At 33.8% G+C, this 13264-nt stretch carries 9 protein-coding genes; 2 read left to right on the top strand and 7 right to left on the bottom strand.

Annotation, left to right across the window (positions count from 1 at the left end; translation table 11 throughout):
* Positions 1 to 222: 222 nt before the first annotated feature.
* The 7 genes from ACE1OF_RS17595 to ACE1OF_RS17625 all read right to left on the bottom strand — a co-directional run bounded on the left by ACE1OF_RS17595 (position 223) and on the right by ACE1OF_RS17625 (position 9714).
* The gene (locus ACE1OF_RS17595; RefSeq protein ID WP_242286967.1) at positions 223 to 516 is read right to left on the bottom strand and encodes an integration host factor subunit alpha; all 294 of its coding nucleotides are present in this window, start codon (positions 514 to 516) and stop codon (positions 223 to 225) included.
* Positions 517 to 519: 3 nt separating this feature from the next.
* Positions 520 to 2958: a phenylalanine--tRNA ligase subunit beta gene (gene pheT / locus ACE1OF_RS17600; RefSeq protein ID WP_448896065.1), complete on the bottom strand. Its 2439-nt coding sequence runs from the start codon at positions 2956 to 2958 to the stop codon at positions 520 to 522.
* A 9-nt stretch (positions 2959 to 2967) separates the two neighbouring features.
* A complete protein-coding gene (pheS, locus tag ACE1OF_RS17605) occupies positions 2968 to 3963 on the bottom strand; it encodes a phenylalanine--tRNA ligase subunit alpha (protein WP_448896066.1) in 996 nt (331 codons plus the stop codon).
* A gap of 190 nt (positions 3964 to 4153) precedes the next feature.
* Complete coding sequence (locus ACE1OF_RS17610) at positions 4154 to 4423, bottom strand: hypothetical protein (protein ID WP_448896067.1); 270 nt, start codon at positions 4421 to 4423, stop codon at positions 4154 to 4156.
* A gap of 38 nt (positions 4424 to 4461) precedes the next feature.
* The gene (locus tag ACE1OF_RS17615) at positions 4462 to 6477 is read right to left on the bottom strand and encodes a methyl-accepting chemotaxis protein (protein ID WP_448896068.1); all 2016 of its coding nucleotides are present in this window, start codon (positions 6475 to 6477) and stop codon (positions 4462 to 4464) included.
* Between the two features lie 133 nt (positions 6478 to 6610).
* Complete coding sequence (locus ACE1OF_RS17620) at positions 6611 to 7231, bottom strand: response regulator (RefSeq protein WP_448896070.1); 621 nt, start codon at positions 7229 to 7231, stop codon at positions 6611 to 6613.
* A complete protein-coding gene (locus tag ACE1OF_RS17625; RefSeq protein WP_448896071.1) occupies positions 7222 to 9714 on the bottom strand; it encodes a nitrate- and nitrite sensing domain-containing protein in 2493 nt (830 codons plus the stop codon). The genes ACE1OF_RS17620 and ACE1OF_RS17625 overlap by 10 nt, the downstream gene beginning before the upstream one ends.
* Positions 9715 to 10127: 413 nt before the next feature.
* Here ACE1OF_RS17625 and ACE1OF_RS17630 point away from each other — a divergent pair, with 413 nt between their 5' ends.
* Both ACE1OF_RS17630 and ACE1OF_RS17635 read left to right on the top strand, forming a co-directional pair.
* Positions 10128 to 11426, top strand: coding sequence for an EAL domain-containing protein (locus ACE1OF_RS17630; RefSeq protein ID WP_448896072.1), 1299 nt, complete (start codon positions 10128 to 10130; stop codon positions 11424 to 11426).
* 105 nt (positions 11427 to 11531) lie between these two features.
* The gene (locus ACE1OF_RS17635) at positions 11532 to 13226 is read left to right on the top strand and encodes a diguanylate cyclase (RefSeq protein WP_448896073.1); all 1695 of its coding nucleotides are present in this window, start codon (positions 11532 to 11534) and stop codon (positions 13224 to 13226) included.
* Positions 13227 to 13264: the final 38 nt, after the last annotated feature.

The following is a 13264-nucleotide window of genomic DNA, read 5'->3' on the forward strand; positions in this document are numbered from 1 at the left end:
TAGCAAACTGATAACATCGCAAAATTGAAGAAATATAGAGTAACTATGTTTAATCAATTTTCCTTGTTCTAAGCTCGCTAATGAAGCTCTGAGTTGGGAAGAAATTTAATCAAATTGGTATAGATAGAAAAAAATTCAAAATCAAAAAACCACATTAGCAACAAACTAATGTGGTTTTTTATCATTCAAGTAAAGAAATTAAAACAATAACAACGCTATTAATTAATCACTATTACCGTTTTCAACACGGCTCTTTAGTTTTTGACCTGGTCTAAAAGTTACCACTTTACGAGCAGAGATAGGAATATCTTCGCCTGTTTTAGGATTACGACCCGGACGTTCGCTTTTCTGACGTAAATCGAAATTACCAAAACCAGAAAGTTTTACTTGTTCGCCACTTTCAAGGGTTTCACGAATATCTTCAAAAAAGATTTCAACCATTTCTTTTGCGTCGCGTTTGCTAAGACCGACTTTTTCAAATAAATGTTCTGCTACTTCTGCTTTAGTAAGCGCCATTGCTTAGTCCCTCAGTGATGCATTCAACTCTGTTTTTAAGGAATCAACGACTCGATCAATAACATCGGTGATGTCTTTTTCTTCAAGCGTTTTGTTCGTGTCTTGTAATACTAAGGCGATGGCAAGACTCTTAAAGCCGTCTTCAACACCTTGACCTTGGTATACATCAAACAAGTTTAGATCAATTAAATAATTTCCGCCAACCTTTTCAATAAGTTGTAACACTTTTTTTGCATCAATATCCTCTTTTACCACAACAGCCAAGTCTCTTCTGTTTGCAGGAAAGCGAGATATATCGCAGGCTTCAGGTATTTTTTGATCAACAATTTCAGTTAACAATAGTTCAAAAATTAATGTTCTACCATTCAAACCTAATTTTCTTTCTAATTCAGGATGTAAGGCTCCCACATACCCCACTAATTGCCCATTTTTAGTAATTTTTGCCGTTTGGCCTGGGTGTAAGGCCGTCACTTGTGCTGCTGAAAATTCATAAGCACTAGCATTTGCTGTTAATGATAAAAGGGCTTCAACATCACCTTTCATATCATAAAAGTCTGTCGGTGCTTTTTCTATATCCCAATGTTCATTCGCTCTATTACCACTAATCACACCTGCGATCATATTTTGTTGGCGTACACCATTTTCAGCATTTTCATCAGGTACAAATCGTAAACCTGTTTCAAACAAACGCACTCTGCTTTGTTGGCGGTTTTGATTATAAACAACAGATTGTAATAACCCTGTCCATAAACTTAAACGCATCACTGACATTTCTGATGAAATAGGGTGAGGCAAAGTCATCACATCTTGGTTAGGGTGAATAAGTGATTGTATTTTTGGGTCAACAAAGCTATAAGTAATTGCTTCTTGGTAATCACAATTAACCAATGCGCGTTTGAGTTTAACTAAATCTATTTTCGCTTCTTTCTTGTTAACCATTTTTAAACTGGCTTTTGGCGCAATATTAGGAATATTGTTATATCCATATATACGCGCTACTTCTTCAATTAAGTCCACTTCAATTTTAATATCAAAGCGATAGGCAGGAACCACTACTTGCCAAGTTTTATCGTTATCCTCACCTTCCTCATTTACATCAAAACCAAGGCGAGTCAAAATTTCAGTCACTTGCTCATCTTTAATATGATGACCAATACGGCTGTCTAGTTTTTCACGTCGTAAAGTAACATTTTTAGGTTGAGGTATATTTTCTTCTGATTTAGCTTCAACAATCGGTCCAGCTTGTCCCCCCACAATATCTAATAGCAATTGCGTTGCTCGTTCCATTGCTTGTTGCTGTAATGTAGGATCAATGCCTCGCTCATAACGATGTGAAGCATCGGTATGTAAACCGTACTGACGCGCTTTACCCAATATAGCTAGTGGAGCGAAAAAGGCACTTTCTAAGAAAATATCGGTTGATTGAATGGTTACACCTGAATCAAGCCCGCCAAAGATACCCGCAATAGCCAACGCTTTGCCTTGTCCATTAGCAGGTGCATCAGCAATCACTAACGTTTTCTCGTTAAGCGTTACTTCATTTTCATCTAATAATGTTAACTTTTCATCTTTATTAGCAAAACGTACGTTAATTCCGCCGTCAATTTTGACTAAATCAAAGGCGTGCATTGGATGGCCAAGCTCTAATAACACATAGTTAGTTACATCAACAACAGGATCAATAGATCGTGTGCCACAGCGACGTAATTTTTCAACCATCCATAAAGGCGTTTGCGCTTCAGGGTTGATACCTTTAATAACTCGACCTAAATAACGGGGACAAGCTTCGCCCGCTTCAATATTAATTTCACGTACATCATCAATAGTTGGGGCAACAGGATTAACTTCTATTTCAGTTACTGACTGAGAGTTAAGCACTCCTACTTCACGAGCTAAACCTTTTATACCTAAACAGTCGCCTCGGTTAGCCGTTAAGTCAACATCAATGGTGACATCATCTAAGTCTAAATATTCACGTAAATCTATTCCAATGGGAGCATCAAGTGCTAATTCCATAATGCCGTCTGAACTATCACTTAAGCCTATTTCAGATTCACTACATAACATACCATTAGAAACAACACCGCGTAATTTGGCTTTTTTAATTTTAAAATCACCCGGTAGTACAGCACCAACCGTAGCAACCGCTACTTTTAAACCTAAACGACAGTTTTTTGCACCACAGACAATATCAACCAACTCACCTTTTTCAACATGGGCTGAACTGTAATTACCAAGGCTAATTTTTGTTACTTGTAATTTATCCGCATCTGGATGTGGGCCACATTCAACGACTTCACCAATAATCACATTGGTAAATTCACCAGCAACTGGATCAACACCGTCTACTTCCAGACCTGCCATTGTAATTTGATGAGCTAATTCATCTGATGAAAGTGTAGGATTTACCCACTCACGTAACCAAGATTCACTAAATTTCATTTGGGTTTCCTACTTGAACTGTTTTAAGAAGCGAAGATCGTTTTCAAAGAATGCACGTAAATCATTTACACCATAGCGGAGCATTGTTAAACGCTCTACCCCCATACCAAAAGCAAAGCCAGTATAGATTTCTGGGTCTATACCAACACCTTTAAGCACATTAGGGTGAACCATACCGCAACCTAGTACTTCTAACCACTTTCCATTTTTACCCATAATATCCACTTCAGCCGAAGGTTCAGTGAACGGGAAATACGATGGGCGGAAACGTATTTCAACTTCTTCTTCAAAAAAGTGATGCAAAAAGTCGTGTAATATCCCTTTAAGGTGAGTAAAGCTCACGTCTTTATCAACCATTAACCCTTCTACTTGATGAAACATAGGCGTATGTGTTTGATCATAATCGTTACGGTATACCTTACCTGGAGAGATAATACGCAATGGTGGTTTTTCAACTTCCATCGTACGAATTTGTACACCTGAAGTTTGTGTGCGTAATACTAATTTAGGATTAAAGTAAAAAGTATCATGATCTTGACGAGCAGGATGATGCTCAGGAATATTTAAGGCATCAAAATTATGATAGTCATCTTCAACTTCTGGACCTGCTTTGACTGCAAAGCCTAAATCACCAAAAAAGCTTTCTATACGTTCAATAGTTCGAGATACAGGGTGCAAACCACCGAGTTCTGTACCGCGACCAGGTAAGGTTACATCAATAGATTCTGCTGCAAGCTTTTGTGCAATTTCTTCCGCACGTAGCAATTCGCCTCGTTCTGTTAATAATTTTTGTACACTTTGTTTGGCAATATTAATTATTTGCCCCATTTTAGGCTTTTCTTCTTTGGATAATTTACCTAAGCCTTTCATTTGCTCTGTAAATAAGCCTTTTTTACCTAAAAAATTAACCCGTACTTGATCAAGTGCATTAGGATCGCTCGCTTCACTGATAGCGTTTTGGGCTTGAACGACAATGTCATCTATGGTGGTGGTGTCTAAACTCATGATTTCCTCTAAAACGGAACTAAAAACAGCCTTTATTTGTACAAAGGCAAATACAAGGCAAAATTGCCGTTCAATAAATAGACTTAAAAAATGGAGGTAATTTTACATGAAAATTAAGATTTATGTAGGGTAAATAATGATTTTATAACAAAAAATCATTATTTGGCTGTGAATTTACTTTTGTGATGAATTACGTATTATTTTTTTGATCATTTTCTGGTTTTTTATCTTCAGACTCATTATCAGTTTCACGCTTTACCAACAAAAAAGTTAAATACATTTTTGTTGGTAAAGAAAAAATCAAACCAAAGGCGATACAAACCGCACTAATAATAATACCTGTAACCCCTAGCGAATGCATATAGTCACTAAAATTATGAAGGTATATGCCAAGCACGAGTAAGCATAAACCGATTCCGATTGATATTTTCAATAATAATATTAAACGATGCTCTGACATTTCGCCTCTTTGGGTTAAATTGAAAAACTAACGGTTAACTAAACAATTTTGAAATTTGATACTAATGCTTGCATTTGTACTGACAATTTAGCAAGTTCACGCCCTGATTTTGATGACTCCGCCACAGCCTCAACATTTTCTTGCGTTTTATCATGAATATTAATAACGTTAACATTAATTTCTTCAGCAACTACGCCTTGTTGTTCTGATGCTGTTGCTATTTGGCTGCTCATACCATTTATATTAGTAATAGCTTCAGAAATCGTAATAAGAATTTCATTCGATAACCTTGCCTGAACAACCACTTCATCTACCTGTTCTTGACTTTGAACAATAGAAGCCACTGCTACTTTAGCACTTTTTTGGACTTTATCAATAATAGAACTAATCTCACCTGTAGACTCTTGTGTTCGTGCAGCTAAAGCTCGAACCTCATCGGCTACAACTGAAAAACCTCGTCCCTGTTCCCCTGCTCTTGCCGCTTCAATTGCTGCATTTAACGCTAATAAATTTGTTTGATCTGCTATTGAATTAATGACTTCAAGTACATTGGCTATTTCACGGCTATTTTCTTCTAACTCGCTCACTGTACTGCTCGTATCTACTATTTTTTCAGCTAGCTCATTGATAGTAAAAATTGTTTTATTCATAATATCCGTGCCTGTATTTACATGTTCATGAGCATTGTCTGAGGCATTAGAGGTATTAGCTATACTTTGTGCAATATCTTTTGTTGTTGCTGTCATTTCATTAATAGCTGTGGCAATTAACTCTGTTTGTGCCGCTTGATTTTGAATAGAATCAGCTATTTGCGTTGAAATTATCGAAGTTTCTTCTGCAGTAACTGATATTTGGTTACTTGCACTTGACACTTCATGCAGTGAATCTTTAAAAGTTAAAAAAACACCGTTTAAAGCCTCAGACATTGTTGAAATCTCATCACGTCCTTCGTTGTCTAGACAGAGGGTTAAATCATTATTACGTTTTATTTCAAGCAAGCCTGATGAGATCAAGTTAAGAGGAATGATAATACTTCGCACAATAACAAAAGCTAAACTTGAGGCGACAATAATGCCAACAAAAAGTAATATCCAAGCAGTAGAGATAGCATTATTACTGTGTTGAAGTAGCACAGTTGCATCATTGTTTAACAACGCTTTTTGATCAATAGCCATTTCGTTTAAAATAATTGTTATTTCTTCTCCAATCGGCGCAGCTTTAGTGGCTAACCAGTAATTAGCTAAGTTCCAATCATTTTGTGATCTAGCATTTATCATTTTATTAGGTAATGGGGAAAAAACAGCCATTGCTTCTGAAAATATGTCAAACGCCACTTGTTGTTCACTGTTTAATAAATTTTGTTGTTTTGTTAACGCTAAAAACCTTCGTTGATTTTTATCCCATAATTGTTCAAACGCATCTCGATAATGAGCTTCCCCTGATAACAAGTAACCTCGAATATTAGCAAGTCCCAAACCAAGTGAGCCTCGCACATCGGCCATCATTCCTAACAATGCTTTTCTTTCGGCATTAGCAGCAAGGTTAAGTTCAATATCTATTAGCCTTGTTATTTCTTCAGACATAATAACGGCTTGAGGAACCGCTTGTTGATAAAGCATCTCTATTGATGGTGTGTTATGTACTGTTTGCGCTATATCTTCAATATTTTTTTGCTCTTGTTCTAGTGTTAACAGCAAGCCTTTCAACTTTTTCAAATGAGTTATATTTCTAGGGTTTGTCCAGTTCACAGATATTTCGTCTAATGCTGCCACTGCTGGGCTTATTTCTTTCTGCCAAGCTAAGCGCCTTTCTACTTTAAATTCTTCTTGCCCCAAAAGCATCCAGCCTCTTAATGCAGCAAGCGCATGATTAACGCCACTTATTACACTCGCACTAGCTTGTGCCGTAGGAATTCGCAATTCCACAACATTATTAGCATTTTGCGTAATTGACGTAATCTGAAATATAGAACTAATAGATGACAACGCCAAGATAAGTACCAGTATTAAAAAACCGAATGTCAATCTTGAGCTTATTTTTATTTTTCGAATCATTATTTACTATTCCTTTCACTTTGTTTTATTTTGTTTTGTAAAAGCTTTTTTGTTTAACCCCTAATAAAACTTAATTGCTATGCTCATTGAATTCATTTCAAGCAACACCACCAAAAACTTACTATTGCTAAAATTACGAAGGGCTGGCTAACCCTTCAAGTATTGCTAAATGCATGATTTCTATTGAGCTAGTAATGTTTAATTTTTTCTTAATAATTGATATGTTATTAGCAACGGTTTTTTCAGATAAAAAAAGTTTACTTGCGGACTGTTTTGCACTTAAACCTTTAGCGATACAACAAAATATATCTAACTCTCTGGCTGTTAATTTAGATAGGGACTTCTCTTGTGCTGTCGGGAGAGAAATATCAGCACTAATATAGGTTTTACCCTGTGATATAGCGGTAATGCCAGCTAATATAATCTCTGTATCGCTGTTTTTACTAATATAAGCTTTCACACCCATATCAATTAACCGCTTAGTTAGGTAAGGATTTTGATAAATACTAAAAACCATAATATTTATCTGTGGCCACTTAAGTAATAAACGACGTATTAATTCAATACCACCTATCTTAGGCATAGATAAATCTGTGATAATAATATCGGGCAAATTATGTTGACACTCACCTAACAATTCTTCCCCATTTGTCGCCGTTTCCAATACCTGATAATCAGGCTGGGAGTTTAATAATAAAGTAAGTCCACTGCGCACAATGGCATGGTCGTCTGCAATAAATATTTTTAATGGCACAAGGCTTCTTCCTGTAACAAAGGAGTAAGGGGAAGTGTTATAAGAAGTTCAGTCCCTTGGTTCTGCCTGTCAATTAAGCAAAAAGTACCATAAAGTGCTTCTGTTCGTTCGCGCATATTGATTATGCCGACCCCATGATTTAATGCATCTGTTTGAACAAGTCCTTTGCCGTCATCTTGAATTTTTAATTGCAGTATATAACGATCGTCATCAAGCGTTGATACTATAAATTTTAATACAATTTTAATATTTTTTGCCTCGGCATGCTTACAAGCATTAGTAATACCTTCTTGTACAATTCTATAAATGCTTATTTGAGTTTCGTCACTTAAATCGCAAGGCAAACTTTCGGTTTCTAGATCAAAATGAATATGATTATTCAGGGTTCGCCAGTTTTGTACTAGCTCCTTTATAGCGTCAATTAATCCTAATTGGTCTAATGTTATTGGCCGTAAATTGTTAGTAATATCTCTTGTTGATTGAATTAATTGATTGGCTACTTGAACAATATTTTTAGCAGAAGCCTGCAACACTTTATGATTATCTTCTGTTTGTCTAAAAATAAAATCAGCTTGAAGTTTTATACCCGTAAGTAATTGACCTAATTCATCATGTAACTCTTTAGCTATATGCTTACGCTCTTCCTCTATTAATAAGAAGTTCCGACATAGTAATTGACGATTTTCAGTAAGAAGATTTTTATTACGGTACTCGGCGTCACAATTTTCTGTAATATCCTTTAGCATTTTCAAACAAACAGTTCGTCCATCACTCCAGTCAATAAGGTTTGTGGTAATTTGATAACAACGTTGTTTTGATTTATTAAAATAATGCTCTTTAATAGTAGGATTATTAGTAAGCTCATCTTTAGAGCAAGACACATTTTCTTGTTCAAAAAACGACCATACAGGCTCAACTTCATTTCTCTTTTGATATATTTGGTTTGCTTTCTTATTCATATATATCGGTATTTGATTTTTATACTCAAATACTGCAACAGCCGAAGTTAAGCTATTTAATACCGTTTTCAGTGTTAGCTCAGACTGGTGTATTTGCTGCTGAGCTTGTAATTTATTGGTAATGTCTACTACATGAGCAGCTAAACATTCTTTATTTTCAATTGTGATTGGAAACCCGAATATATCCGCAAAAAACACGGTTCCATCATGACGAATAAATAAAACTTTTTCAGTGACTGATATTTCACCACGCATCATTTTATTAAAAATACTCAAAAGGTCTTTTATATCCCTTTTACGATGAAAATCAGAAATATTAAGCTTAGGTAAGGTTTGTTGACTATACCCTATGAGCTCAGCAAAACTTTGGTTACCATAAAGAATTTTCTTTGTACACCCATCAATAACAGCCATTGCTGCTGAGTTTTTAGAAAACAAATCTTGGTATTCTTTAATTCGACTAATTGCGGTACGGTTAATATGTATAATCAACCAAATTCCAGAAACTGAAATAACAATAAAAAGACTAATCAAGGCAACTAACCAATAATTTCGCTCTTGTTCGCTCTTTTGTTTTAATTGGCTGACATTTGAAATAAGTTCAACTGAAATTTTATCCCCTAATAAATTTAATTTATCTATTTTATTCGTCATCACATTGAACCAATCAGAAACATTTATCCCCGTGTTATTATTGTTCAAAGCACGACTTTTTATTTCATGAATAGAGGCAATCGCTTGTTTACTATTTATCTTTTCAAAATCTTGTAGCAATTCATTACTTATATATTCAGAAAATTCATGAAAAAAAATGTTTTGCTCTAAATCTAACTTAACTAACTCACTGTGTTCGTTATTTGAAAAATAGCCTCGTGTGAGAACAACACCAAACTGTACCCTTTCCATGGCAACACTTTCTTTTCCTCTGAGAAATAAAGTATAAGCAGAAAATGCTTGTGTAACTTTGCTGTCAACCGTTAATTGAACAATACTCGTCAGTACATCAAGCAACTGGTGGTTTAATTGGTTATAAAACTTGATAGCTGTTGAGTCATCTATTGCTAAGTTATCAACTTGAAGACGAATGTTATCAAGCTCAACAAAATACTGGTTAAAGCTGGCAACTCTGTTTTCAAATTTTATATTGGTAATAAAATTGATTTGTGTAAGTAATTGATGGACTACTTTATTACTTGCTTCTACTAATCGTCTTTGAGCAAGTAATTCGGTTTTAAACTGCGTGCCATCACTTGTAATGTAAACACCAGAGTATCCTCGCTCTTTTTGTAAATTATGTAATAAATGACTAATTTTTACTGTTAAATTGGTCAGTTCATCCATATTAGCTAACTGTAATGTACGCGTTGTTAATTTATCTATTTGAAAAGTAGCACTACTAATAAAAATTAGTAACGGAAAAACAAAGAGCAGTGACAACTTTATTTTATGATGAAATTTATGTGTAACATGACCTTTGTCAGTAATTGAAAAGGGCAAACGAGGTTGCAATTTATTTCTCTGCATAATGCCTCACTAATTCTTCAAAATATATTAATAATACGAGGAAATTAACTGTATTATCAGATATTAGTTTTGATAAGCGTATCCTCTTTCCTACCGATAGTGTTGATATAAATCAACGCCATCATGTTTTTATAATGAATTAGTTCTTTAGTAACTAGGCATTTTGATTTATATCAATGCCGCATGTTTTTATATTTAATTCCATTTGATAGCAACTAGCTGATTATTGGTGTCACCCTAGCATATTTTTATTATCAATCCATCGGGAGCATTTCCCGATATTCAGGAATATCCTGTTTTTTAACAGAATTATCTCTATAGTTAAAAAATATTTTTTGCTGATTTATTTGGCTACTTGAATAATTTTTTCGCTAGAAACGAATATCTACTACAATTAAAAATGGATTAGAAATATGCAGGTACAACAAGATAACTTAAATAAGTTATATAAAATAAATAATAGAAACAATTTATTTAAAGATCTAACTAGCCATTTAAGTATTGAACGACAGATAGATTTAGATTTTTCATTATCTTTCTCAATATTAAAAATACATAAATACAGCGAAATTTTTAGCCAATTTGGTAATGCTGGTGCTGAATGCGTATCATCAACACTGATTGAACGTTTAATGACGATTTTAAGGGAAGGCGCCAGTATATATCGTTTAAATTTAGAAGAATTTGGCATTATTTTTAAACACCAAAGTATGAACGAAATTAATCAATTCTTTCAATTGCTAGTACAACCTATTCCTTACAGACATGACTTCATCGATATTCAATTATCTCTTGGCTTAGTTGACTTAACAACACAAATAAAAAAACATACCGAGGTATTACGACGGGCTGATATAGCGCTTAAATTGGCAAAATCTGAAGCACTTGATTGGCAATACTTTAGTCATCATCTAGATCATTTTACTCATACTGATAGAGATATGTTTATAGAGCTTGAAAAAGCAATGGACAGTAACTTATTGTATTTAGCTGGGCAGCCCATATTTGATCTTGACTCAGAACAAGTAAATATGGTCGAGATTTTATTACGTTGGCAACATGCTGAATATGGTGCAATAAACCCAACCAAAATAATTGAATTGGCAAGTAAAAACGGATGTCTATCTAAAGTAGCTCTTTATGTAACTAAACAGCTTATTACCTTTTTAAATGATAATGATGGCTTGTATGATAATATCAGTTTTGCTTTAAATTTTAACATGCCACAAATTATTAATGTGACACTTATTAAAGCATTGCTTAATAATTTTGATAAATATGGCATAGACAAGTCTCGATTTATTTTTGAAGCAACCGAAATTGATTCATGTCCAGTTCCTCTTGATAAAGTAGTTAACCACTTTAAATGGATAAAACAACAAGGAATAAAAATTGCTATTGACGATTTCGGCTCAGGCTATTCAACACTTGATTATATCAATAACCTAGATGTTGATATAATCAAAATTGACCGCAGCTTAGTTTGTGATATTGAAAAAAACACACGTAAGTTAGATACTTTAACGGCTTTACTTCACCTATGCCATAAATTAGGTGTAATGATTGTTATTGAAGGTATTGAGCATATATCTCAACATAACTTAATCAAAGGTTTTAACATTACCAATATTTTAGTACAAGGGTATTTATACGCAAAACCTTCTGCAATAAAAGACAAAAACTTCTGCACTAGCACTTATTTTAGTAAATAAAGTAAGTCATTTTAAATCAACCTATTAGTATTTAACTCATCGTTACTGCATAATAAATAATTGAGCAATTAATGTATCCTTTCTTCTTAGAACTAGCAGTATATGATGAAAAAAATTAGAAACTTTTCACTTCGATCAAAATTAACAACTGCACTTATTATCGTTTCAATTGTTCCCTTACTCGTATTAAGTACACTATTTTTCATTGGTAGCGAAAAAGCTTTAAAAAAAAGCACATTGGATCAATTAAGCATTAGTGCAGAATATAAAGTTGGCGAAATTCATTTATTTTTAGAAACACTAAAAACAAATACTATCGACTTTTCCTCTGATGGTTTTATTAAAAATGAATTACAAAAAATTACGAACGAAAATGGCTCTGCACAAGCATTAAATAATCACTTGCAAAAAAATAAACTACCAACTCAAAGTGACCTCGTGATTATTGATATCGTCAATACCGAAGGTAAAATTGTCTCTTCTACTTCTGTTAGTAGGATCGGCATAGATATATCTGAAGAGCTTTACTTTCAAAAGGGACTTTTAAGAAGCTACATTTCAAAATTTAATAATATTAGTGAACAATTACAAGGAATGATAGCTACCCCAGTTATTAGCAATGACACGACAAAATCTACATTAGGCGTGTTAGTTAACCACTATTACATGGATAAAATACAAGATTTATTCTCTGGTGAACTATTATTCAACCTTGGTGCTAAATCAGAACATCGCAGGCTATCTGTCAGAGAGTCAATTTACATGCTAGATCTAGAAAGTAAAAGGATCATGACATCTAAAAATTCTTCCATAGAAAACCAGTCCTCTTTTAAATTTGAAACCTATCCAGTAAAACAAGCTCAAAAATTCAATCTCGAAAGTAAAGGCATTTGGAAAAATCATCTCGATACCTCTGTTTTAGGTGTTTCTATTATTTCTAACATAGATGGATTAAATTTTATTTTAATTGCAGAGCAAGAAATTGATGAAGCATTTCAATTGGTAGATACATTAAAAAGTCAATTTTATTTTATTCTAATCGTCACCATGCTTATTGTTTTTACATTATCATTCCTACTCGCTTTTTTTATAAATAAACCATTGAAAAAAGTTAAGAAAAGTTTAGATATCATTGCTTCAGGCGAATTTAATGTGGATATTGAACAAATTAACCAACATGATGAGTTAGGCAAGTTAGTTAATAAGTTCAACAATATGGCTTTAAAATTAAAAGAAATAAAAGCAGCATCTGATCACAAAAATAAACAATTACTCGAATTAACTATTCGCGATCATCTAACAGGTTTATTTAATCATCGACACCTGATTGAATATGGTGAATCTCGTGTGTCAGAAGCAAACAGAAACGGCTCAGCATTAAGTATTTTAATGATTGATATCGATCATTTTAAGCGAATAAATGATACCTATGGTCATCCTTGCGGTGATTATGTAATCACTGAAGTCGCATCATTACTAAAAAACAACCTTCGTGTTATCGATATTATAGCAAGGTACGGAGGAGAAGAATTTGCTGTAATGATGCCAAACACGACTCAGCTTAAAGCCAAAATTGTTGCCGACAAACTTTGTAAGAAGGTGCAAGATCATCTATTTTTTTACGGTCAAAAACAATTTCAAGTTACAATTAGTATAGGGATAGCTGTAAAACAAAAATCAGAAAATAAAATTATGGAAATAATAAAAAGAGCTGACCATGCACTTTATCAATCCAAAGAACATGGTCGTAATCAGGTTACACTTGATATGCCTATTAACAATATCACTAAAAAAGCATAGTCTTAATTAATCTGAAATCGGCTTTAAAAATATTACCA

This window comes from Colwellia sp. E150_009 (assembly GCF_053543955.1).

Coding starts and splice junctions, on each gene's coding strand:
- ACE1OF_RS17615 (WP_448896068.1), bottom strand. CDS start 6,477: ATGATTCGAAAAATAAAAATAAGCTCAAGATTGACATTCGGTTTTTTA.
- ACE1OF_RS17635 (WP_448896073.1), top strand. CDS start 11,532: ATGAAAAAAATTAGAAACTTTTCACTTCGATCAAAATTAACAACTGCA.
- pheT (WP_448896065.1), bottom strand. CDS start 2,958: ATGAAATTTAGTGAATCTTGGTTACGTGAGTGGGTAAATCCTACACTT.
- ACE1OF_RS17630 (WP_448896072.1), top strand. CDS start 10,128: ATGCAGGTACAACAAGATAACTTAAATAAGTTATATAAAATAAATAAT.
- ACE1OF_RS17595 (WP_242286967.1), bottom strand. CDS start 516: ATGGCGCTTACTAAAGCAGAAGTAGCAGAACATTTATTTGAAAAAGTC.
- ACE1OF_RS17625 (WP_448896071.1), bottom strand. CDS start 9,714: ATGCAGAGAAATAAATTGCAACCTCGTTTGCCCTTTTCAATTACTGAC.
- ACE1OF_RS17610 (WP_448896067.1), bottom strand. CDS start 4,423: ATGTCAGAGCATCGTTTAATATTATTATTGAAAATATCAATCGGAATC.
- pheS (WP_448896066.1), bottom strand. CDS start 3,963: ATGAGTTTAGACACCACCACCATAGATGACATTGTCGTTCAAGCCCAA.